21 protein-coding genes and 1 pseudogene are annotated in these 21,684 nt (G+C 68.9%); 7 read left to right on the top strand and 15 right to left on the bottom strand.

Features of this window, described 5'->3' with window-relative positions; all coding sequences use genetic code 11:
• Positions 1–34 precede the first annotated feature (34 nt).
• The 3 genes from ACSP50_RS40665 to ACSP50_RS40655 all read right to left on the bottom strand — a co-directional run bounded on the left by ACSP50_RS40665 (position 35) and on the right by ACSP50_RS40655 (position 3,193).
• Positions 35–1,690, bottom strand: coding sequence for an alpha/beta hydrolase (locus ACSP50_RS40665; protein ID WP_014695168.1), 1,656 nt, complete (start codon positions 1,688–1,690; stop codon positions 35–37).
• A 3-nt stretch (positions 1,691–1,693) separates the two neighbouring features.
• Positions 1,694–1,999, bottom strand: a complete 306-nt coding sequence (locus ACSP50_RS40660) for a WXG100 family type VII secretion target (protein WP_014695167.1) — start codon at positions 1,997–1,999, stop codon at positions 1,694–1,696.
• Positions 2,000–2,839: 840 nt separating this feature from the next.
• Positions 2,840–3,193, bottom strand: a complete 354-nt coding sequence (locus tag ACSP50_RS40655) for an integrase core domain-containing protein (RefSeq protein ID WP_231957090.1) — start codon at positions 3,191–3,193, stop codon at positions 2,840–2,842.
• On the opposite strand from ACSP50_RS40655, the gene ACSP50_RS44530 reads away from it, so the two are divergent.
• Together ACSP50_RS44530 and ACSP50_RS40650 are read left to right on the top strand one after the other, a co-directional pair.
• Positions 3,098–3,295, top strand: a complete 198-nt coding sequence (locus ACSP50_RS44530; RefSeq protein WP_014695165.1) for a hypothetical protein — start codon at positions 3,098–3,100, stop codon at positions 3,293–3,295. The genes ACSP50_RS40655 and ACSP50_RS44530 overlap by 96 nt on opposite strands.
• A gap of 61 nt (positions 3,296–3,356) precedes the next feature.
• Positions 3,357–4,355 carry an IS481 family transposase gene (locus ACSP50_RS40650; protein ID WP_014691959.1) on the top strand — a complete coding sequence of 333 codons (999 nt, stop codon included), beginning with the start codon at positions 3,357–3,359 and terminating at the stop codon, positions 4,353–4,355.
• On the opposite strand, the gene ACSP50_RS40645 is transcribed toward ACSP50_RS40650, so the two are convergent.
• From ACSP50_RS40645 to ACSP50_RS40625, 5 genes are all read right to left on the bottom strand, one after another.
• Positions 4,352–4,900, bottom strand: a complete 549-nt coding sequence (locus tag ACSP50_RS40645) for an IS3 family transposase (protein ID WP_014695164.1) — start codon at positions 4,898–4,900, stop codon at positions 4,352–4,354. The two genes, ACSP50_RS40650 and ACSP50_RS40645, sit on opposite strands and share 4 nt — an antisense overlap.
• Before the next feature lie 87 nt (positions 4,901–4,987).
• Complete coding sequence (locus ACSP50_RS40640; protein WP_014695163.1) at positions 4,988–5,149, bottom strand: IS3 family transposase; 162 nt, start codon at positions 5,147–5,149, stop codon at positions 4,988–4,990.
• A gap of 846 nt (positions 5,150–5,995) precedes the next feature.
• Positions 5,996–6,349, bottom strand: coding sequence for an STAS domain-containing protein (locus ACSP50_RS40635; RefSeq protein ID WP_014695162.1), 354 nt, complete (start codon positions 6,347–6,349; stop codon positions 5,996–5,998).
• A 104-nt stretch (positions 6,350–6,453) separates the two neighbouring features.
• Entirely contained in the window at positions 6,454–6,918 is a 465-nt protein-coding gene (locus ACSP50_RS40630; RefSeq protein WP_043513162.1) for a hypothetical protein, read from the bottom strand.
• A 466-nt stretch (positions 6,919–7,384) separates the two neighbouring features.
• Positions 7,385–9,241, bottom strand: a complete 1,857-nt coding sequence (locus ACSP50_RS40625) for an ATP-binding protein (RefSeq protein WP_014695160.1) — start codon at positions 9,239–9,241, stop codon at positions 7,385–7,387.
• A gap of 358 nt (positions 9,242–9,599) precedes the next feature.
• Between ACSP50_RS40625 and ACSP50_RS43625 the strand changes: the two genes are divergently transcribed.
• The 3 genes from ACSP50_RS43625 (at position 9,600) to ACSP50_RS40610 (ending at position 12,614) form a co-directional block, all read left to right on the top strand.
• Entirely contained in the window at positions 9,600–11,417 is a 1,818-nt protein-coding gene (locus tag ACSP50_RS43625) for a Cell surface glycoprotein 1 (protein ID WP_014695159.1), read from the top strand.
• Positions 11,418–11,517: 100 nt separating this feature from the next.
• The gene (locus tag ACSP50_RS40615; protein ID WP_014695158.1) at positions 11,518–12,375 is read left to right on the top strand and encodes a hypothetical protein; all 858 of its coding nucleotides are present in this window, start codon (positions 11,518–11,520) and stop codon (positions 12,373–12,375) included.
• 5 nt (positions 12,376–12,380) lie between these two features.
• On the top strand, positions 12,381–12,614 hold the full coding sequence (locus ACSP50_RS40610) for a hypothetical protein (RefSeq protein ID WP_043513158.1): 234 nt from the start codon (positions 12,381–12,383) through the stop codon (positions 12,612–12,614).
• Here ACSP50_RS40610 and ACSP50_RS44730 read toward each other — a convergent pair.
• From ACSP50_RS44730 to ACSP50_RS40595, 4 genes and pseudogenes are all read right to left on the bottom strand, one after another.
• Complete coding sequence (locus ACSP50_RS44730) at positions 12,578–12,673, bottom strand: helix-turn-helix domain-containing protein (RefSeq protein ID WP_255344740.1); 96 nt, start codon at positions 12,671–12,673, stop codon at positions 12,578–12,580. The two genes, ACSP50_RS40610 and ACSP50_RS44730, sit on opposite strands and share 37 nt — an antisense overlap.
• A 107-nt stretch (positions 12,674–12,780) precedes the next feature.
• A pseudogene (locus ACSP50_RS44725) lies at positions 12,781–12,963 on the bottom strand (AraC family transcriptional regulator); the annotation flags it as partial.
• Between the two features lie 250 nt (positions 12,964–13,213).
• On the bottom strand, positions 13,214–13,417 hold the full coding sequence (locus ACSP50_RS40600; protein WP_043513155.1) for a hypothetical protein: 204 nt from the start codon (positions 13,415–13,417) through the stop codon (positions 13,214–13,216).
• Between the two features lie 227 nt (positions 13,418–13,644).
• Positions 13,645–14,526 (bottom strand): MerR family transcriptional regulator, encoded by an 882-nt coding sequence (locus tag ACSP50_RS40595; RefSeq protein WP_014695154.1) that lies wholly within the window; start codon positions 14,524–14,526, stop codon positions 13,645–13,647.
• A 120-nt stretch (positions 14,527–14,646) separates the two neighbouring features.
• Between ACSP50_RS40595 and eno the strand changes: the two genes are divergently transcribed.
• The gene (gene eno / locus ACSP50_RS40590; RefSeq protein ID WP_014695153.1) at positions 14,647–15,921 is read left to right on the top strand and encodes a phosphopyruvate hydratase; all 1,275 of its coding nucleotides are present in this window, start codon (positions 14,647–14,649) and stop codon (positions 15,919–15,921) included.
• On the opposite strand, the gene ACSP50_RS40585 is transcribed toward eno, so the two are convergent.
• Together ACSP50_RS40585 and ACSP50_RS40580 are read right to left on the bottom strand one after the other, a co-directional pair.
• Complete coding sequence (locus ACSP50_RS40585; RefSeq protein ID WP_014695152.1) at positions 15,905–16,516, bottom strand: hypothetical protein; 612 nt, start codon at positions 16,514–16,516, stop codon at positions 15,905–15,907. The genes eno and ACSP50_RS40585 overlap by 17 nt on opposite strands.
• An 8-nt stretch (positions 16,517–16,524) precedes the next feature.
• Positions 16,525–16,716 (bottom strand): hypothetical protein, encoded by a 192-nt coding sequence (locus ACSP50_RS40580; RefSeq protein WP_014695151.1) that lies wholly within the window; start codon positions 16,714–16,716, stop codon positions 16,525–16,527.
• A 481-nt stretch (positions 16,717–17,197) separates the two neighbouring features.
• Between ACSP50_RS40580 and ACSP50_RS40575 the strand changes: the two genes are divergently transcribed.
• Positions 17,198–18,355: a thioester domain-containing protein gene (locus ACSP50_RS40575; protein ID WP_014695149.1), complete on the top strand. Its 1,158-nt coding sequence runs from the start codon at positions 17,198–17,200 to the stop codon at positions 18,353–18,355.
• A 135-nt stretch (positions 18,356–18,490) separates the two neighbouring features.
• Here ACSP50_RS40575 and ACSP50_RS40570 read toward each other — a convergent pair whose 3' ends face one another.
• On the bottom strand, positions 18,491–21,370 hold the full coding sequence (locus ACSP50_RS40570) for a glycosyltransferase family 2 protein (RefSeq protein WP_231956818.1): 2,880 nt from the start codon (positions 21,368–21,370) through the stop codon (positions 18,491–18,493).
• Positions 21,371–21,684: the final 314 nt, after the last annotated feature.

The raw sequence follows: 21,684 nt of genomic DNA, 5'->3' as shown, positions 1-21,684 counted from the left end.
CCGAGCAGCAGCGGGGCCAGGATCAGGCGGCGTGTCATGAGGGAAACTTTCCGTATCGAGGGATCAGGTTGCCGTAGTCGCCGACGACGACGGATGCCTGGCTCTTGAGGCTCTGTGACCCGGCCTGCCAGTAGGAGGTGTGCCCTGGTGTATCGGTCATGAAGACCCGCGCACCGAATTCTGGCAGATGCGGTTCGACGCCGTGCTTCAACCTGATCGCGGCCTGTACGCCGTCGCCGGCCACCGGAATGCCGGTCTCCAACGGAATGGCGGTGTCCGGGCTGGCAACCATATCGTCGGGGGCGGCGCCGGCCCAGACGTGGTCTGCGCCGACGCTCAGGTCCGAGGCCCGGTGCACGTCCATGCCCGGGCTGCCCACCACGACAACGTCATCCACGGCCAGCCGGTGGCCGCCACTGGTGGCGTCGCCGACTACCACCGATCCGTAGGAGTGGCCGATCGCGGTCATGTGCACCGGCCCGGCATCGTGGCTCACCCTTAGCCCGTCGGTGAACGCGAGCAGGTTGGTGGCGCCCTCCTGCGCCCGGTCGGAGCCGGCTGCGGTGACGATGGAGTCGTCGAGCTGCGGAGGGTCGTACTGGAGCCAGGCGATGACCGAGACGTCGCTCGCGCCGAGCAGTTCGGCTGCGTCGCGGATGTGGTCGGCCCGGCCGATCTGGTCAACCATCCCGTCGAGGTTGTTGGTCACTCCAGGAATGAGCATGGCGGTGTGCCGGGCGGTGTCGGGGTTACCGATGGCCACGGCGGCCCGTCCGGTGCCCTGGTTGTCGATGGACAGCAGGTAGAGCGGTTTGCCGGTCTGGTAGTCGGCGGCGTCGAGCCGGTTCATCAGGTTGACCAGGCGTTGATGCTGTGGATCGTTCGGGTCGACGCGCTGGTTCACGCCTTGCCCGATCAGTTCGTGCAGGGCTAGCCGGTTCGCGGTGTCGCGGTCGGTTGCCGGCAGACCGTTGAGGCGGCCGACCTCGGCGGGGTAGGCCATCGATAGCAGTTCGCGCTGGTCGGCGGTGAGGCCGTGCCACCAGGCGGCGGCCTGGGCCGGGTTGGTGCCGGCGGCGGTAATGTCGTCTGCCGTGAGTCCGTTCAGCCCGGCAAGCTCGCGAGCGGCGTCGGTGGTGTGCTGCCAGCTGAACTCGTTCGGGCCTTGGACGTCGGGGCCGAAGTCGCGCAGCATGCCGGCGTAGGTGAGATCGATGTGGTCGGCATCTTTGAGGATCGAGGCGATCACCTCGGTGTAGACGTCGGCGTTCTGGTTCGCGAGCCGGTTGACCTCCAGCGCGCCAGGATCCGACAGGGCGGATTGCGGCACCTCATCGGCCTGGACGCGACCGTCCGCGGTCACCGTCAACCCGAGCGAGGTAGCCGCGTCGATCGCGGACTGGAGCCGCTGCTGCAAGCCCTGGAAGTCCGTGGCGATTCGCTCCAACAGCATGCCGATGCTGCGGGCCTTCATCCGGTACAGGCTGAACTCGTCTTCCAGGGACGTCATCCGGCGCAGCGCTTCGGTAGCCGCCGCACCTTCCCAGGCCCCGTTCTGCAACGGCTTGGACAACTCCAGCTCAGTCCGGTCTTCAAGCTTGCTGCACTTGCCGGCGAGCTGACGCCAGACGTCGGCCGCGACCGTAAGCCGGTCAACGCGCGCGTCGCGTAGATCCGCGAAGGTCACCACCGGTCAGCGCCCCCGGATGTCGAACAGATCGGCACTGGCGTGATCGGTGTGCTCATACGTCAGCGCAGCCCGCTGCAGCGCGTCGCCGAAGGTTTCGAGATAGCCGGTGAGCTTCTTGACGTCGTCCTGCCAGTACCAGACGAAATCTCCCAGCGCCCGCCCGGTCATCCAGCCCGGCAACCCGGCGGCGGCGTCCTCGGTAACCGGTTCGACACCGTGTTCATCGCGTCTCCACGCGACTCCCAAGTCCTCGCACACCTGCCGCGCAGAATGCAGCACGGCGGGCTCGACATGCAGTTCGTCGCCCACGCTACCTCCCCCGTATTGAGCAGGATGAACATAGCGAACGCCGACAACCGAAATCCGGCGAGGTCAGGGCAAGATCAGCACTATCAGGCCCGAAACCACCAAATCGGAAGCCGGAGCTGGCGGCCTCGACGCCTCTCTCGTATCAAGAAACCCTAACCAGCCGCAAACGGTTCATGATCCTTTTCCCTCGAGGCGGCGGCAGAGCAACCGTCCGGCGGTTCCGGATGTCATCGTCACCCGGCACCCTTGGGGCCGGGAGGCTACGGCGATGGCAGGTAAGTACCACCCGTTGACCGCATCGCGGTAGTGCCCGCGAGCGGTACACACGCGGCAAGGGTCCGCCGCAGAGCGGACGTACCGAGATCGGCAGGAACCCTCGGTCTGCGGCAGATATCAGCGAAGCGGGGGTGATCAGCGGCGGCGTGATACTTCGCCGCGAGCCGGATCAGATAGAGATCATTGACCGGATCATTCGGGTCGGCGCCGGCGGGGTCGTCGGCGGGATGCCCGGCCAAGGCCTCGGTCAGGCCCAACGGCGCGGGAGAGCTCGCCGCACTGAACGAGCGCCCTCCCGCCGACTGGGCAGGACGGCGGTTGTTGCCGGCCCCAGGTACAGGTCGACCAGCACGGGTAACTCCGCCAACTCCAGACAAGCAGCGACGTAGGCGCCTCCCGCCGGAGCGTTTACGCGGCTTGCGCGGCGTGTAGAGCAGCGTGCCGGGCAGCCGTAGCCGGCGAAAGGGTTCACACGCAGTTCGGCTGACACAGAGTGTTCACGGTGACGACCAGATCGACGTTGGGCTTGACCCGTTTCGACGGACAGGGTCGATGAGTTGATCTTCAGGCTACCTTGAGGGCGGGTAGCAGGCTGATGGCGGCACCGCCCTCGTAGGCGGCAGGGCTGCGGTAGCCGAGACTGGAATGCCGACGCCGGGTGTTGTACCACCCTTCGACATACTCGAATATTGCCTGGTGGGCTGCCTTGCGGGTCGGCCAGGTCTGGCGGTGGATGAGTTCTGTCTTGATCGTGGCGAAGAACGACTCGGCGACCGCGTTGTCCCAGCACTGCCCGCGCCGGCCCACGGACAGCCGCACGCCGTGCCGCTGCGCGAGGCGGGCGTGCTGAGCACTCGTATATTGACAGCCGCGATCGGAATGAAAGACCAGGCCGTCGGCGGGACGGCGCCGGGCCAGGGCATCGGTCAGGGCGGCGTCGACCAGGTCGGTCTTGGGATGGTCGGCGACGGCCTAGCTGTACTGACCACGGACGTTGGTGACGGGGAGATCTTGAAATAGGTGAGGGCCTTCGGGTTCGGTGTGGATTGCGACGTCCTACCCCGAACCTGCGGAGGCCCTCATGCCCCACCGTAATGCACCCTTGTCCGAGACCGGCAGGCTGCGCCTGGCGCGCTGCGTGGTCGATGACCGATGGCCGCTACGGCGAGCCGCCGAACGTTTCCAGGTCAGCACGACCACAGCGAAACGGTGGGCCGACCGCTACCGCACCGACGGGCCGGCGGGTATGACCGACCGTTCCTCGCGACCACACCACAGCCCGTCACAGACTCCGACCCGCACTGAGCGGCGAATCATCAAGGTCCGCATCCTGCGCCGTTGGGGACCCGCCCGGATCGCCTACTTCCTGAGCCTGAACCCGGCCACCGTGCACCGGGTCCTGACCCGCTACCGGCTCGCCAGGCTCACCCACCTGGACCGGGCCACCAGCCGGCCGATCCGCCGCTACGAACACGACACACCAGGCGATCTGGTCCATGTCGACATCAAGAAACTCGGCAACATCCCCGACGGCGGCGGCCACCGCGTCCACGGCCGGGCCGACGGCAACCGCCACAGCTCGGCCCACCGGGACCCGGCCCGTCCCCGCACCCACCACGGCCGGCCCAACCTCGGCTACCACTACCTGCACAACGCTGTTGACGACCACTCCCGGCTGGCCTACACCGAAATCCTGCCCGACGAGACCCGCGAGACAGCCACAGCCTTCTGGCAACGCGCCCACGCCTGGTTCACCAGCCGGGGCATCACCGTCAAACGGGTACTGACCGACAACGGCTCCTGCTACCGCTCCCACCTATGGCATGACGCACTCGCCGCCGCCGGCATCACCCACAAACGCACCCGCCCCTACCGGCCCCAGACCAACGGAAAAGTCGAACGCTTCAACCGCACCATGCTCGACGAATGGGCCTACGCCCGGGCCTACCGCACCGAAACCGAACGCCGCGAAGCCCTGCCCGCCTGGCTACACACCTACAATCACCACCGCGGACACACCGCACTCAACGGCCTACCACCCGCCAGCCGCGTCCCCAACCTCTCGGGTCAGTACACCTAGCCAACCACCCGGCGCGACGCGAGGTCGATGACGGTGGCCAGGTAGAGCCAGCCCTCCCACGTGTTGATGTAGGTGATGTCGCCGCACCAGCGGGTATCGACCGCGGTGGCGTCCACCCGGAAGTTGCGGTCGACCAGGTCCGGGCGGGCGCCGGCGTGCGGATCCGCGACCGTGGTGGTCTTCCACCGGCGCGGGCACTTGCCGGCGATCCCGGCAGCCCTCATCCGGCGGGCGACGCGTTTACGGCCATGTCGCAGCCCGGCCGCGGCCAGCTTAGCGTGGATGCGCGGCACCCCGTAGGTGCCGTTGGAGGCCGCGTGCACCGCGATGATCTGCTCGGTCAGCCGGGCGTCGACGCGGTCCCGGGTGGACTGTTCACCGCGGGCGTGCTGGTAGTAGGCGGACCGGGAGACCTTGAGCAGCTCACACGCACGCTTGACGTTGTGCTTGCCGGTCTGCTCCGCCTCGATGAACGGATACACGTTCACCGGGTCTCCCGCGCGAAAAAAGGCCGTCCGTTTGAGGATGTCGACGTCCTGCGGCAACCGGCGGTTCTCCGCTCGCAGCCGGGCCAGCTCGCCGCGTTCGTCGGAGGTAAGCCCGTCCGATCGGGTGCCGGCGTCGAGGTCGGCCTACTTGACCCACGCTCGCACCGCCGTCTCGGTCAGGTCGAAATCCCTCGCGACCTGCCCCACCGTGCGGTCACCACGCTGACACAACTCCACGATCTCGGCTTTGAACTCGGGCGTGAACGCCCGCCGCGGCCTCGACCGCTTCTTTCCCACGCTCTCCATGATGCTGGACAACCTCCCGGAGACCCCAGGTCCCCTGATCTTGGATGTCCGTCAAAACGGGGCAGGCCCAATGAAATGCGGTCGGTATTCAGGAGGCCGCCTATGGATCAGATGCTCTCGCATCTTGGCTGAGCTGGGGCGGGTGACGGCGGCCGTGGTGATCCGAGGGCGCATTGAAGCGGACCGCTGTTGCTCGGGTCAGAGTGCCCGACCTGCGCAATGGGGTGCCTGGACCGGCGCTACGGCCGGCGAATTTACGCAGGGTGACGACGGTGCTGGGTGATCCGTGGGTGATCGGATGTCGGCGACCGTTCCAGTACTACCGCGACTAAATCAGCACGGCCGTGTCGGGGTCATCGGCTCCGATGGTGCTGGAATCATGTACTCGGCTGCGGCCTGCTGAAACGTGAACAGCCTCTGAGCTGGCGCAACGCTTTCGGAATGGCGGCGTACCAGACAAGTTGCAGAGTGTGCTAATGACTACTAGGCGTCTGACTACGGATCAGAAGGTTAGGGGTTCGAGTCCCTTCGGGCGCACTTCATCATCAAGGGCCTGAGCTGCGGAAACGCGGTTCGGGCCCTTGGCTTTTTCGGCCCTGCGGACGGTGGGTGCCGGTTGGGTGTCACCGTTTCCGCGTCGAATAGGGCGGCGGTGACCGCGTGACCTGCGATTTTTCCGCGATCTGGTGGCGGAGTCGCCGGAGGGTTTTTGTTTTTCGTCGCGGCCGGCGGGCCGGTTCTTCGCGGTCCTCTGCTTGATTGGTTTGCGGGTGTGCCGGGGCGCGGTGGTGGGGCCGACGTGTCCGCCGCCACCTCAGTCGACGGCCGCTGAGCTCACCTCGGCACTCACGCCGTCGACGGCGGCATGCCCGCCTCGGCGGCCTCCACCGTGTCGTAAACATTCACCACCTGATCCACCGCCGCCACCCGCAGCACGTAAGCGACGAGGTCCTGCACCGCGGCGACGCACAACCGACCGCCTCTGCTCTGCAACTCCTTGAACCACACGATGAGAGCGCCCAGACCGCTGGAATCCAGGAACGACACGTCGGCCAAGTCGAGCACCACCCGGACGCCGCCACCGTCCGCGACCTGCTGAAGAAAGGCCTCCAGCTGCGGCACAGTGTCCGTATCGACTTCGCCGCCGACCTTGACCACGGTGCACGCCCCACTTGTCCGCGCTGACAACTGCAGATCCACCACAGCCTCCGGAACCGACACGCTTCACCGATCGCCCGCTGGCAACCCATCACCTCAATAACCCGCAGCGACGCTGGTCAACCCATGCACTCCCCACCCTGCACTCAAATCCGGTCTCGAAATCCGACAGCCCACCCGGTCCACATGCCGGCCAAGCGGTGCCCAGTGGAGTTCAGGCCATCCCGCTCCATGGTGAGGTGATGAACGCCGGATCGGCCGACTCGCAACGGCGGCGGCTTCTGGATGAACGCGAGCGCTACCTCGCTGGTCGGGAGGAGGCGGCGGATCGGCGTGATGCCGAGGCCGACCAGCGGGAGATCGACCTGCAGGGCCGGCTGGCGCGCGCTGATGAGCGGGACCAGGCAGCGGACCGGCGGGAGTTCCTTCTGGACTGCCGGGATTCCGCGGCTGGCAGGCGCGACCGGCGAAGCGATCAACGCGACGACGCCGCAGATCGACGCGTGGCTGATGGCGACCGGCGCGACGCCGTAGCGGACGCCAGGGACAGGACGGCCGATGTTCGTGATCAGGTAGCCGACCAGCGTGACAAGGACGCCGATCAACGGCATCGAGGTGGCTGCGGCGAACTTGCGCGATGAGTTGCCGCCGGCCCCCCATACCGGGACCGGCTGACGGGGAGCTCCTCATCCGGCCCGCATACCTGCGCTCGCCCCCAGTGCCCGACTCACGTTGACGATCGTCATCCCGCGGAAAACCGTACGCCCCGTTCGACCGGCACGGTTCGAAGCGCGTGAACAGTAGGTGCCGGGCTGCAGATCGCAGAGCGGATCGCGCACCGCCGTGCTGGAGGAACAGGCCTGCACCGGAAGGCCGTCGGGGCCGAAGATCCACCCGGGGCCGCGGCTGTAGTAGTAGCCCCACCGGCAGACCTCCTGGCGTCGAGGTCGTACACGGACACCCGGACCAGATAGAGGCTCGCCTTCGGCACCGTGAAGGTGCGGCATGCAACCGTGCTCACCGAGTCGTTCGGCGCCGCCCGTCCTCCTGCCTGCTGACGGGTTGCGGGAGCACGGATCAGACCGGCCGTGGCCGACCGCCGGTGATGCCGTTCTCGTCGGGAGCCGGGGAAAGGGCGTCGCCGACCGCGACGAGCAGCTGGTCGGCGGTGAACGGTTTTTCGATCACCCTGGTCTCGGGTGTGCACAGACGGTTGGCGCCGAGGTTGCCGTCGATGTAACCGGATATGTAGAGCACGGGCAGGCGAGGGTCGGTGCGGTGCAGGATCTCGGCGAGGCGGGAGCCGGACATGTCGGGCATGACGACGTCGGCGATCAGCAGATCGCAGCCGTCGTCCGCGTATGCGGCCAGGGCGTCGGGACCACTCACGGCGGACCGGACCTGGTATCCGCCGGCGGCGAGGATGCGAGCGACGCTGGTGCCGAGGGCCGGTTCGTCCTCGACGATCAGGATGCTCTGGCCGTGGCCACGCGGCGGTGCCACATCGTTGCGACCTTCCGATTCCTGACCGTACGGCACGTCGACGGCGGGGAAGTACAGCCGGAAGGTCGTGCCGATACCCAGCTTGGAGCAGACGTCGATGCTGCCGCCGGCCGTGATGACGATGTCCAGGACGGTGGCGAGACCGAGTCCCGTGCCGTGGCCTTTCGGCTTGGTGGTGAAGAAGGGCTCGAAGATGCGGGCCACCGTTTCCGGAGACATCCCGGTACCGGTGTCGGTGACGAGAAGCTGGAGGTAACGTCCGGCCGCCACCGGCGGGTGCACGTTCGCCTGGTTCTCCTCGAGGTCGACGGCGCTGGCCGCGATCACCAAGGTGCCACCGTCGGGCATCGCGTCACGGGCGTTGACGGCGAGGTTGACCAGAATCTGTTGGATCTGGCCGGTGTCCGCGCAGATCTTCAGCGGCTCGGGCGAGGGCATCACCACCAGCTCGATGTGTTCGCCGAGAGTGCGGGCCAGCATGGCGTGCGCTTCGTTGATCGCGGCGTTGATGTCGAATATCTGCGGCTGGATGGCCTCGTGCCGGATGAAGCAGAGCAGTTGCGCGGTGAGCCCGGCCGCCCGTTTCGCCGCCTTGCGGATCTGCGCGAGATCGTCGAGTGCCTCCGGGGAAGCGTGTTCGGCGACGAAGTCGGTGTAGTTCAGGATGATGGCGAGGACATTGTTGAAGTCGTGGGTTATCCCCCCGGCCAGACGTCCCAGGCTCGCCATTCGCTGAGCCTCTTTGGCCTGCTGCGCGATCGCCCGTTGTCGCGCTTCGGCGAGGATCGCGCCGAGCACCGTCAGGGCGGCGGCGACGATGCTCAGGATCAGGATGTAGCGCCGGATGGCGGCTCCCACCGCGTCGAGACGGCCGATGCTGGTGTCCGCCGCCGCGGCCGACAGCGCGGCGGTGGCGTCACAACCGTTGGCGATCTGCCCGTAGAGCTGGATCTCCCGGCCGAGGACGAGTTCGGAGGCGGCCCTGCGGTCGGCCGGCTTGCCGCTGCGGTACAGCGTCACGACGGTCCGGTCGAGGGTCATGAAGGCTTCGAACGCCTCCCTGACGGCGTCGACGGTCCGTGCGGACGGGGACGACGCCGACAGCACTTCCAGGGCGTCCAGTTCGCTGTCGAATTTCGCCGCCGCGTCGAGGAACTTCGCACGGCTGGGTGAGGTGTCGGCGGTGGCCCCCGGTACGGCGCGGATGATGTCCAATGCGTATGCCGTCTGCCAGCCGTTGAAGTCGGCCGCCCGGAATTTCACCTGCTGCGCGGACTCGGCCAACCGCTGCGCCTGTCGTGCCTGCCCGGCCATGGTCTCCTGGCGGTGGGACACCGAGTAGCCCAATACGGCGACGGCCACCAACACCGCGATGGTGATCGCGTTGACCAGGAGGCGCCTTGCGAGCCGACGCTTCGACAGCCAGCCCATCTGCTGTGTACCTGCCCTTCGCCGGGCCACTGGAACCGCAGCGTGCCGGCTGTCCGGAGCGCCGTCGAGCGAACCGGCGATACCGGCGATACCGGCGCGGAATTATTGGTGATTCTCCCCGCAATAGTCGTGTAGCGCTCTGTTTTCGGGACGGAACGGGCCGGCGCTGGCCATCGGCCACCTTCGATCACGGGCGACCGTGGATTTGGCACACCAGGGGACATCCGCGCTGGACGATGCCGTTGCAGGTCACGGTGGGTGATGGCGGTTGACCGAGGCGGGATCGCGACGCGATCGGATTTACTGGCACGGCGATGGTTGAACCGGGCGCCGGAACACCTCGTACCCGCTGCTGGACATGGCCGTCCACGTGGGAAAACAGCAGGGGGTGTTCCGCTTGCGGGAACGCATCTACCGCCGATTCGGAAGGTGGAGCAATCGGCGGATCGCGGTGATCGGCGCGGGGATCGTGGTGCTCGGGGCGCTCGGGGTGGGAACCGGGATGTCCTATGCGGGGCAGAACGATGCCGGGGCCGAGCCGAATACGAACTGTTCGCTGCTCGTGCCGGCGGATCCGCTCAGCGCTGCGGGGCTGGCGACGCCGTACGAGCTGTCGGGGACCGGGCGCCGGCGCGGCGCGTGCCATGAGGCGAATCCTGCCCAGGCCGCGTTTGTGCAAGCCAGCGTGGTGGATCCGGCGACCGGCAAGGTCAGCGTCTACAACCCGTTGGTGATCGACAAGGGGACGCGGCCGGTGCTGGACCCGGTGGTGCCGGTGCTGCCGAAGAACGCGGTGGTGGGGATCTGGTTCGGGTTCAACGGGGAGAACCTGAGACTGGTGGACTCGCACGGCAGTCTGCGCGGCGGCGCCTGCGTGAACGGGGTGGACGGCTCGCTGTTCTCCCAGTTCGCGTACTGCAATGCGCCGGCGTTCTTCAGCGCGGCGCACACGGCGATCCGGGCCGGCAAACTGAAGGTACCGCCGCTCGGCACCGGCCGGGACGGGAAGCCGTGCCCGACGACGCGTGACTTCACCGTCGTGGACCAGGACCAGAGCGACAACGTGACGAGCGCGTACCTGATCCGTGGCAGCCATGTCGCGCAGGACACCGCGGCCAACCGGGCGCGGCTGCGGCATGCGCCGGTACTGGTCAACGGCAGTGACAACCTGCTGCTGGTGCACTTCGTGGACCAGGCACTGGGCTGCACGCCGTTCCAGGCGCCGGACCTGGCCGACAACGGCACGCTCACCACCTCGCTGGCGCTCAACGAGTTGCAGGCGGCCGCGAACCAGCGGGATCCGGTCGCGCTGGTGCCGCCGAACGATCCGATGGCCGAGGTGGACGGGCGCTTCGACCGGACGAAGCTGAACCTGTACCGGCAGGGTGTCGGCATGGGCACCGTCTCCGGGACTCGGGGGCTGGCAGCGCCGTACTGTCAGCAATTGGTTGATCTGGCGCCGAGCCGGTTGCGCGCCGACCGCCGCTTCACCCAGAAGATCGCGTCGCCGGATCCGGGGGTGGCGACCAACCTGTTCACCTTCCTCGCGCAGCGACTGAGCGGGTCGTACGGCAATCTGGGGTGCGACCGGCTGATCCGGTCGCCGAACCCGGTGCGGCTGCGAACCCGCGACGGGGTGGCCGTCGACGCGTCGTTCCCCGGAGCGACCGGGACCCCGACCGCGACCCCGTCACCGACCGCCAGGCAGACACCGACCGCCAGCCCGTCACCGACCGCCAGGCACACCATGACCGCCAGCCCGACCGTGACCGCCAGTCCGACCGTGACGGCCGGCCGCACCATGACCGCCAGGCAGACCATGGCCGCCAGCCCGGCCCCGAGCAGCGCACGGCCCAGTAGTGCCAAGCCCGGCAGTCCGGCTTCCGGCAGTTCGCCACCGGGCCCGAGCGAGAGCACCACCGTCCCGGACGACGCCTCCCCGAGTATCGAGACGGTCGCGGCCGACAACTACACCTACTCGAACGACGGCGGCGCGCCCAAGGTCACCGCACCGGAAGCCGCCGCCCTGCCGCCCACCCGGAACGTCAGCTTCCTGGCCCGCACCGGCGGCGGCTCGATGGCGCTGATCGCCGGCTCGGTGCTGCTGACCCTGGTCGGTCTGTCGGTGCTCGCCCTCCTTCCGCGCCGCCGGAACCCGGGCACGTACTACCGGTGACGCCCGGCCCCACAGCACCCGGGACACTCCCGAGTGCTGTGGGGCGCGGCCTGGGGGTGGGCGTAGCCTTTGGGCGACAGCCTCCCTCAAGGCGGTGGCCATGCGAGAGTCGTCCGGACATCCGGCTCCTGCCAGGTCTGCCTCGGTAACGGTCGAGGCCCTTCTGGCGCGGCGCGGTCGCATCCAACAGGGCCTCATCGACGCGGAGATACGCGCCACCCGGCGGGCGATCCTGACCCAGTTCCGCCTGCGCCTGCGTGCTGACGTGGGCACGCTGTCCAGCACCGCCTTCCTCACCCTGGCCGATGAGCCCGCCGTCCACACCGCCATCATGATCGCAGTCAGCGGTGTCGCCCGTCCGGATGCGCTCCTGCTGCACACCTGTGCTCCGGGCGCGGCTCCGCTGCGGCTGACACGGCACCGCGGCCTGCCGGAATCCGGCCCGCATCAGGTCGCCCGGATCGGCTCGGCGGTCGCCTCCGTCGTCCCACCGGAGGGGGACAGCGCCGGCCCGGTGGTGGTCCACGATCTGAGCGCCGCCGTCGTCGGCGTGAGCCGGTTGGCGACGCGGATGCTGCTCGATGCGGGATTCCGCGCGGTGCAGTGCTACCCGATGCGTGATGGGGACGGACCACGGCTCGGGCTGTTGTCACTGCTGTACCGCTCGCCGGACCGGTATCCCGTCCAGGAGTCGCTGGCCCGGCATGCCGGCAAGGCCCTTGCGCATCTGAGCGAGACGAGAATCGGGACATGTCCGGTGGTCGCGCCGTCGGCCTTCCCCGGACCCCCGGCTTCACCACCGGATGCAGCGTGCCTCTCCGGTCTTCTCGCGGTCGAACCCTCAAGGCCGGGAGCGAAGCGGTCGAACCCTCAAGGCCGGGGAGCGAAGCGGTGGGCCGGTGAACGAAGCGGCCGGCTGGCCGGCGTTGACGGCAAGCCGCTCAGCGGAGCTCGATGACACCCGTGAGCCTGGATTCCGACTTCACCGGGACGCCGGGCCAGCGGGCGGCCGCCTGCCTCGCCTTCGCTGCACGCGCGCGTGCCCGAGCCGACCAGCTGGAACGTACCGCGCAGACGCTGATCGACCGGGCCGCGGTCGCCCACCGGGCCGCCGAGGATGCGTCCGCGCGGGTCACCGGGTCGTACCCCGCGGCGCGGCGTCAGCTCCTCAACGTCTCGCTCGGGGACACGCCGTAAGCGGCTCGATAGGCCGCGGCGAAACGGCCGGTGTTGGCGAAACCCCACCGGGCCGCGATGGCGCCGACGGTGTCGCCGCGATGGCGCCGACGGTGTCGCCGCGGGTCGGGTCGGCGCGATGCAGCTCCTGGCGCGCCAACTCGAGGCGCACCCGGCTCAGATATCGCAGCGGGGTGGTGCCGAGGTGCCGGCGGAATTCGTATTGCAGGGCACGGGCGCTGGTCCCGGCCGCCGCCGCGATCTCGCTCAGCTGGACAGGCAGGTGGGCGTCGGCGTCGACGAAGGCGACGGCGCGGCGGACGGCGCCCGGCGTGACGGCGCCCGGACCGGGCACATGCTGCCGGCCCATGGTCGTGTTCGGGAAGACGTGCAGGGCGCCGGTTGCCACCGTCCGGGCCAGGTCCTCGGCGAGCAGCGGCGAGTTCAACGGTGACACCGGATCGCTCAGGGCCCCGCTGACCAGGGCGATCAGGGACCGCCAGTATCGGGCCATCGACGCCGAAACCGGCGTGATGCCGTGAAACCGGGTCTGTGCGGCCGGCATGTCCGCGGTGTCCTCGGCGACCGTTTGATCCGATCGGCCGGCAGTCGCAGGGTGGTCACGTCGAAGTGGTGCATGTCGAACTCGATCGGAACCCGAGCGGATAGAACGCGACGTCAGCAGCGGATGCGACGGTCCCGCCGAGCGGGCTGTCGATCTGCACGCTGCCGGTGTGCACCACGAAGAACACGTAGTCGTGGAAACCCGTACCGCTGGTGCCGCCGTAATCGATGGACGTCCGCACCCGGTCGGCGCCGATCACCGGGGTGTCGTGGGTCAGCGCCGAGAAGCGCGCGCCGTTGCGGACCGGCGCGAAGCGGGACCTGTTCTCCGCCTACATCTGCCGGATGAATTCGGTGACCTCGGCTTCGTCGCTGGACGAGAACGACGATCGTTGCACGAGACCGGGCTGGGACGTCGACATGAGAGCCTCCCGCCCTGAATGCTACGCAGCCGCGGCGTCACCGGAAGGGGGCGTGCACGATCGGGTTACCCGCCGGACCGGCGCTGGGTGAGCCACCGCATCAGGTGCAGGGCGTGCGAGGCGGGGTCGGGGATCGGGTGGAAGACGTGTTCCACCCGATCGTCCCGGACGATGAGCGTCAGCCGCTCGTAGACGGCGAGGTCACCGGTGGTGTGCACGGGCAGGCCGGTGGCGGCGGCCAGGGTGAGCTTCGGGTCCGGGATCAACGGGTACGGCAGCCGTAGCCGGTGCACCAGTTCGCGCTGGTAACCGGTGGACTGGGCGGACAGGCCGAAGACGCGGGCCGCTCCGGCGGTGCGGATCTCGGCGTGGTGGTCGCGCAGCCAGTCGCCCTGACCCCGGGCGCCGGGGATCTCCAGCAGGCTGCGGGGCAGGTCGACGCCGGGCCGACCGGTCAGCGGATACACGAAGATGACGCTGCGTCCCGGCCCGAGGTGGTCCAGGCGGAGCGGGCGGCCGTCGGTGGCGTAGAAGTGCAGCTCCGGCAGGCGTCGGCCGATCAGACCGGCTGGCGGCCCGCCGGTGACCGGGGTGCCGGCGACGATCCGGTGCGCGGCGGCGTCGATCCGGGCGTCGAGGGCCTCCCGCTGGGTGGTCAGCTCACCGATGCGCGTCTGCAGGCTGGTCACGGTACTGCGGAAGGTGGCCACCGCGGCGGCGCAGACGTCGTCGTCGTTGGCGATCGACTCGACGAACGGGCGGGTCTCCTCGACGGTGAGCCCGAGCGCCGTCAGCTCGCGGATCTGGGCGACCTGCCGCTCGGCGATCGGCTCGTAATCCCGGTAACCGTTGCCGAGCCGGCGGGGCACGACCAGCCCCACCTGCTCGTAGTAACGCAACGCCCGAATCGTCGTGCCGGTCCGACGGGCCAGTTCACCCACGCGCATGCCCCGACCCTAAACCCGTACCCCCGGGTACAGGTCAACGCGATTCTCCTCGCGATGACAGGGCCGCCGGCGACCGGCGAGTCTGGTCGGGCAGACGTGACAGGAGCAGGGGAGAGTGCGATGACGGCGATCAGCCGGGTGATCGGACGGCAGATCCTCGACAGCCGGGGCAACCCGAGCGTCGAGGTCGACGTGGTGCTCGCGGACGGCTCGTCCGGCCGGGCAGCGGTGCCGTCGGGTGCGTCGACCGGGGCGAACGAGGCGGTCGAGCTGCGCGACGGTGACCCGGAACGATTCCACGGCAAGGGGGTCAGCCGGGCGGTGGCCGCGGTCAACGGCGCCATCGCCGCGGCGGTGACCGGGCTGGAGGCCGAGGACCAGGCGCTCGTCGACACGACGATGATCGATCTCGACGGTACCGGGGACAAGGGACGCCTGGGCGCGAACGCGATCCTCGGGGTGTCCCTGGCGACGGCGAAGGCCGCGGCACAGGCGCACCGGCAGCCGTTGTACCGCTACCTCGGCGGGGCCGGCGCCCGGACGCTGCCGGTGCCGATGATGAACATCATCAACGGCGGCGCCCACGCCGACAACCCGCTCGACTTCCAGGAATTCATGATCGCGCCGATCGGCGCGGAGAACTTCTTCGAGGCCGTACGCATCGGGTCGGAGGTGTTCCACACGCTGCGTCGCCGGCTGGCCGCGGCCGGCCACAGCACCAACGTCGGGGACGAGGGCGGATTCGCCCCGAACTTCGCCGACGCCGACGAGGCGCTGCGCTTCGTGGTCCAGGCCGTCCGGGACTCCGGGTACCGGCCCGGCATCGACGTCACCATCTGTCTCGACCCGGCCAGCTCCGAGTTCTACCGGGGCGGCGCCTACGAGTACACCGGGGAAGGCCGCACCCGCACGGCTGACGAGCACATCGACTACCTGTTGGAGCTGGCCGCGGCGTACCCGATCAGCTCGATCGAGGATCCGATGGCCGAGGACGACTTCGCCGGCTGGCGCAAGCTCACCGCGCAGGCCGGCGACCGGATCCAGCTGGTCGGCGACGACGTGTTCTGCACCGACGCGGATCGCCTGCAGAGCGGCATCGACGGCGGGTACGCCAACGCGATCCTGGTGAAGGTCAACCAGATCGGCACGCTGACCGAGACCCTCCGGACCGTCGAGACCGCGCACCGGGCCGGCTACCGGGTGGTGATCTCGCACCGGTCCGGGGAGACCGAGGACACCACGATCGCCGACCTGGCGGTGGCCACCAACTGCGGCCAGATCAAGACCGGCTCGCTGTCGCGCAGCGACCGGACCGCCAAATACAACCAGCTCATCCGGATCGAGGAGCAGTTGGGGCGGTCCGCCCGCTACGGCAGCGCTACTTCTTCCCGCTGATCGCCTTCAGGTCGCTGCGGGCCCCTTTCGCGGTCGTACGGATCGTCGTGACCTGGGCGCGCACCGCCGCACCGTCCGCACCGGGCTGGATCGCGAGCAACGCGTCGACCTTGCCGGCCAGCGACTTCTGCACGGCGTCGAGCTTGGCGTCGTCGGCGCCGGGCCGGTCGTGCAGCCGGTCCGCGGCGGCCAGCTCGGCGTCGATCGCCACCGACAGCCGCACCTTCGGCCCGGTCAGCATGAACACCCGGTAGTCGACCACCATGCTGCGCGCGTCCGCCTTCAGCCCCGCGGCGGTCGTCTCGCCCTCCACCTTGGACTTCAACGCGGTCAGGCCGGCCGACTGGCCGTCGATGAGCTGCTGCAACGCCTGCTTGTGGGCGGCCTGCAGGTGCTTGGCCCCGCCGAGCGCGGCGGCGTCCTTCCGGAGGGCGTCGAGCCGCTTGTCGATCCGGGCGGCCACCGCCTTCTTTACCACGTCGAGGGGCTTGGCGGCCTGCGCGGGCGACCCGCCGAGCGCGGCGGCCTCCGCGGGCGACCCGGCGAGTGACACGCCGAGCGCGGCGATCAGGGATGCGGTGAGAACACGGTGCATGGGGGACCTCAATCCTCGTCTTCAGCGGGTTGATCGTCGTGGCTGAGCTGGGTGCCGGCGTCGTCGAGGAGCGAGTCGACGCCGTCATCGGCCTGCGTCGCCGCCGGAGCCGGCGGGTTCGTCGCCCGTGGCGCGCCACGGTCGCAGCCGCCGGTGATCAGCGCGCCGAGCATGAGCGCGACAGCCAGGGTTCGCTTCATGACCACGATCCTGCGGACCGCGGGTCAGCGCCCCGCTCGCAGTCGGTAAGAGTTTCGTTAAGGACGGTCGGGAGCTGAGCAGTCGAGCGCGGCGTACGGGGTCCGTGCGATCGGGCCCCCGACCTCGGCGACGAGCGCGGTGAACGTGCTCAACAACGTTGTTGCACGGGGCATGGGGACTCCTACAGGCGTTTTGAGAGCGCTCTCAATCCGGGGAGGGGAATCGCCACTGTCAATGTCGCTGACTGACGAGCGGCGTCCGATGTGGAGATAAGCCCAGGTGGGAGCGTTCCCGGCGCCCGAGGGGCTTGACCCTACCGGGAAATGGGCGCTATTGGATCATGCAAACGGACGAGCCGCACCCGCACCGTCGCGACGGTAAGGTCCCGACGTAATATGGGGCGCCGCAGGAATGAGAAGCGTCGATTCCTGGCTGGCCACAAAGCGGGTTACCCCCCAACCCTGGAGAGAGGTTCCACACATGCTCGGACGATCAGGACGGCGCTGGGCGCAGGTCGCCATGGCCGCTGCCGCCGGCGGCGCGCTGCTGCTCGGTGCCGCTGCCCCCGCGGCCGCCGACGAGCCCACCACCGGTGTTCCGTCGCGGATGACCGACGGCGCCGTCACCCTGGTGCTGGGCGGTAAGGCCCACTCGGTCGGTGGCATCCAGTTCACCATCAAGGGCCAGACCGTCCCGATCTTCTGCATCGACTACCACACCGGGCTCGCGGCGAACGAGCCGTACACCGAGGGCACCTGGGACGAGTCCGAGGTCAAAAACCTCACCAAGGTGCAGTGGGTGCTCGCCCACGGCTACCCGAACGGGGACATCAACGCCCTGCTCACCGCCGCCCACGTGCAGATGCCGCAGCTGGACGAGGCGCGGCAGCGCAAGCTGCTGTACTTCGGCACCCAGACCGCCGTCTGGCACTTCAGCGACGGCATCGACCTGGGCGCGTACTCCGACGGCGCCCGGCTCACCGACAAGCCGCAGTACGACGTGGTCAAGGGCATCTACGACTACCTGACCACCAACGCGGTGGACCAGCCGGAGCCGGCCGCCCAGCTGACCGTCACCCCGGCCAGCGCCACCGCCAAGGCCGGCGAGAAGGCCGGCCCGTTCACCGTCGCGGGTCCGGCCAGCGCGATCAGCGTCTCGGTCAAGGGCGGCTCCGCGGTCGACGCCGACGGCAAGCCGGTCACCAGCACCAGCAACGGCGGCAAGTTCTGGCTGACCGCGGCCGACGCCGGCAAGGCCACCGTCACCCTGAACGCCGAGGACTCCGTCTCGTTCGGCCGGGTCTTCCTGTACAGCGGTGGCAAGGACAAGCACCAGAAGCTGATCCTGGGTTCCAGCATCGGCAAGCCGGTCACCGCGTCCGCCGAGGCCACCTTCACCCCGGCCCCGGTCACCACGACCACCGCCGCCTCGCCGAAGCCGTCGGCGTCCACCTCGAAGGCCTCGCAGAGCCCGTCGGCGGCCGTCCCGGGCGCCAGCACCAGCCCGACGTCCGGTGGCCACCTGGCCCTGACCGGCTCGGCCGCCAGCACGGTCGCCGGCGGTGGCGTGGTCCTGCTGGTCATCGGCGGCCTCGCGCTGATGCTGGTCCGTCGTCGCCGGACCCGCTTCACCAGCTGATCTGAACTGATCTGAAAAGAGGCCCGGCCCGCGGCGACGCGGACCGGGCCTCTTTCGCGTCTCCCGGGCCGGGCACGGAAGAGGGGCCGTGACCCGCGGGTCACGGCCCCTCTCATGCTGCCGGCTGTACGCGTGTCACCAGCCGCCGACGCCGGCCAGGACCCGCTCCACCGGGACCGGCTTGCCCAGGTAGAAGCCCTGCCCGAACGGCACCCCGCAGGCCACCAGCGCATCCCGCTGCGCGGCCGTCTCGATGCCCTCGGCGATGATCGTGCAGCCGTGCTGCTCGGCGAACTCCACCAGGGTCCGGATCGACGCCTGCCGCGCCGTCTCGTTCTCCAGGTTCTGCACCGTGTCCAGGCTCAGCTTGAGGAACGCCGGCCGGGCCGATTCGAGCAGGGCCAGCGTCTCGTAGCCCAACCCCAGGTCGTCGACCGCGAGCCGGACGGTTCCGCCCAGCTGCCCGACCTCGGCCGGCACCGGGCCGCCCACCTCGACGATCAGCGGACGCTTGGCCTCGGCGAGCAGCGGCGCCAGCTCGTGCGGGCGGCGCAGCAGGTCGGTGGAGACGTTGACGGCCAGCCAGGTGCCGTTCGGCAGCGACGACGACGACGCGATGGCCGCCTGGACCAGCGCGGCGTCCAGGGCGACGTGCACGCCGCGCTGGGCGGCCGCCTCCAAACCCTCGCGCGGGTTGCTGCCGTCGGCGAAGCGGGTGAGCGCCTCGTACCCGACCACGTGCCCGTTGATCATGTTGTGGATCGGCTGGAACACCGTGAAGAAGCTGAACTCCTCGAACAGGTGCGCCCGGCTCGCCGAGGTGGGCCTGTCGGTCTTCCACGCGCCGGTGTCGGTGCGCTGCAGCCGCACGGTGACCTGCCCGGCGGTGGCGCCGGTCTCGTGCCGGTAGTGCAGCACGGTGGCCCAGTCGCCGATCGCCGCCGCCTTGGGCGCGGCGGCCTTCTTCGAAGCCGAGGACTTGCGGACCTTCTTCGGGGTGGCCACCGGCACCAGCCAGTCCCGCAGATGGGTGGCCAGGTCGACGACGGTGTTCCCGAGGCCGATGAAGGCGATCACCGCGTACAGCGACAGCACCAGGTTCAGGCCGGCGAAGACCAGGTTGTTCCACTGGTGCAGCCGCACGTCGTGCCACACCGTGTAGAGGCAGAGCACCACCAGGGCCAGCGGCAGGAGCAGGTAGCTGGTCGCGGTGGTGGTCCGGTTGCGGACCTTCGGCGTCCGCTTGAACGCGCTCTTCTCGCCGGTCAGCAGCTGCAGCAGGGAGGCGATGCTGCCGGAGAGGTTGACCGGCAGCAGGATCAGGTTGAAGCCGTAGATGCGCAGCATGTCGGTCCGCTTGTACCCGAGGTGCTTCAGGTCGGCCGCCATCATGAAGAAGTACGGCACCGAGATGAGCAGCAGGAACGGGTTGAGCAGCTCGTTGTTGAACGGGTACACCAGCATGATCACCAGGCACATGGAGCTCCAGAAGATGGACGCCATGTAGTTGACCCGCAGGAAGTACTCGCCGAACCGGTTCTTGTCCTCGCGCTTGCTCTTCGCCTTGAACTGGTCCTTGAGCCGGGACAGGATCAGCAGGCCGCCGTTGGCCCAGCGCTGCCGCTGGATGGCGAGCGAGCCGAAGTCCGGCGGGGTCGCGCTGTAGGCGAGCCGTTCCGGGTAGTTGTGCAGGGTCCAGCCGCGGACACCCAGGTCGATCGTCGACTCGGTGTCCTCGATGACGGTCCGGTCCTGGATGTAGCGCTTGATCTCCCAGTCGCCCTCGTACGAGACCTCGCAGATCTCGTCGAGAGCCTTCTTGCGGAGTACGGCGTTGGCCCCCACCCAGAACGTCGCACCGTAGTGGGTCATCCCCTGGTGCACGATGTACTGAATGTCGGTGGTCGCGCCGGAGATCCGCTCCACCCGGGTGCCCGAGCCGGGATATGCGCTGTACGGCGTCTGCACCACCGCATGCTGCGCGAACGCCCCCTGCTCCATGAGGTGGACCAGCCGCAGTGCGTACTCGGGAAGCAGCACGCTGTCGGCGTCCAGGGTCAGCACGTAGTCCGGGTTCGGCACCACCAGATCAGCCCGGTTCGGCCCGGCCGTCACCAGCGCGGTTCCCAGCGGGGTGTTGACCTCCTGGTACGCCCCGCCCATCAGCCCGATGTAGCTGTTGAGGTTCATCGCCTTGTTCGGCTCGTGCGACAGCGACACGTACTTCTTGCGCTCGAAGCTGGTCACCTGCGCGTCGAAGATCGCGAGGAGCCGCTTGTGCAGCTGGTTCATCCGCGGCAGCGGCAGTGCCACCTGCTCGTCGGCACCCTTGACCAGCGCGCCGGCGATCTGGCCCAGCTCGACCGCGAGCGGGTGCAGGATGTGCTCGACGAAGAAGGTGTCGGTGTGGTCGACCATCTCCTGCCGGGCGCCCAGGTCGTACAGCCAGTCGGAGGCGAACCGGTACTCGTCGGCGAGCCGGCGCATGTCGTCCGGGACCACCAGATGGCCGCCGCGGAACCGCACCTGCTCGTCGAAGGCCGCGAACGCGGCCGCCACCCGCCGGTACGGAACCTGCAGCTCAGCCTCGATCTTGCCGGGCAGCGCCCGGGCGGCCAGCAGCATGTCCCGGGCGGCCCGGGTCTTCGGCGCCCGGGGGTCGTCGATCAGCAGCGTGACCCGCAGCCCCGGATATTCCTGCAGAGCGGCGGAGAGCAGCGTGCTGCGGTTGGTCCGCTCGTCTTCCTGATATGACGGCACCAAAACCGTCAAGGACGGGGTCTTGCCGCCGATGAACTCGTCGAGCATGATCCGTGGCGCCCGCTGGTGACCGCGGCCACGATAGAAGTAGCCGATCCGGGTGATCAGGTAGGCGATTGCGGAAGCGGCGAGACCGGTGATGACGAGCATATAGGCGATCGCCTCGGCACCCAGCCGTGCGTTGTACGCCTTACCGACGATGAATTGCTCGAAAATCGTATAGGCGATGTAACCGGCCCACACCGTGATGGTCACCACGATAGCGAGCCGGCCCCGGGTGATCCTGCCTTCGGATACCGGGGGCGGAACGATCGGATGAGGATCAGTCCGCCGGTCGGCGCCCCATTGTCGCTGGGCGTCCCGCTTGCGCTGGTCCGCCGATGTGGATGACATGCGTGTTTGGGCCCTTCGGTGCGAATTGCGATGACGCGGAGAGACGGCATCCGGCGGAATTGTCATCGCAAGATCAGGATCTGGCGCTCCGGATTCCAGATTGGACGACTTCCCCCATTCACCCGATCGCGGAAATCGCGGATGTGGGTCAGCGTTTAGCGACTCCAGGGAAAGGG

The organism is Actinoplanes sp. SE50/110, assembly GCF_900119315.1.
Taxonomy (GTDB): Bacteria; Actinomycetota; Actinomycetes; order Mycobacteriales; family Micromonosporaceae; genus Actinoplanes.
This window is presented reverse-complemented; position numbering and strand designations above follow the sequence as displayed.

Bases quoted from the DNA above. Each gene is read 5' to 3' on its own strand.
- ACSP50_RS40595 (WP_014695154.1), bottom strand. From the start codon at position 14,526: ATGCGCGTGGGTGAACTGGCCCGTCGGACCGGCACGACGATTCGGGCG.
- ACSP50_RS40615 (WP_014695158.1), top strand. From the start codon at position 11,518: ATGCGAGAGTCGTCCGGACATCCGGCTCCTGCCAGGTCTGCCTCGGTA.
- ACSP50_RS43625 (WP_014695159.1), top strand. From the start codon at position 9,600: ATGGCCGTCCACGTGGGAAAACAGCAGGGGGTGTTCCGCTTGCGGGAA.
- ACSP50_RS40580 (WP_014695151.1), bottom strand. From the start codon at position 16,716: ATGAAGCGAACCCTGGCTGTCGCGCTCATGCTCGGCGCGCTGATCACC.
- eno (WP_014695153.1), top strand. From the start codon at position 14,647: ATGACGGCGATCAGCCGGGTGATCGGACGGCAGATCCTCGACAGCCGG.
- ACSP50_RS40650 (WP_014691959.1), top strand. From the start codon at position 3,357: ATGCCCCACCGTAATGCACCCTTGTCCGAGACCGGCAGGCTGCGCCTG.
- ACSP50_RS40585 (WP_014695152.1), bottom strand. From the start codon at position 16,516: ATGCACCGTGTTCTCACCGCATCCCTGATCGCCGCGCTCGGCGTGTCA.
- ACSP50_RS40630 (WP_043513162.1), bottom strand. From the start codon at position 6,918: ATGCCGTTGATCGGCGTCCTTGTCACGCTGGTCGGCTACCTGATCACG.
- ACSP50_RS40575 (WP_014695149.1), top strand. From the start codon at position 17,198: ATGCTCGGACGATCAGGACGGCGCTGGGCGCAGGTCGCCATGGCCGCT.
- ACSP50_RS40625 (WP_014695160.1), bottom strand. From the start codon at position 9,241: ATGGGCTGGCTGTCGAAGCGTCGGCTCGCAAGGCGCCTCCTGGTCAAC.
- ACSP50_RS40640 (WP_014695163.1), bottom strand. From the start codon at position 5,149: ATGGAGAGCGTGGGAAAGAAGCGGTCGAGGCCGCGGCGGGCGTTCACG.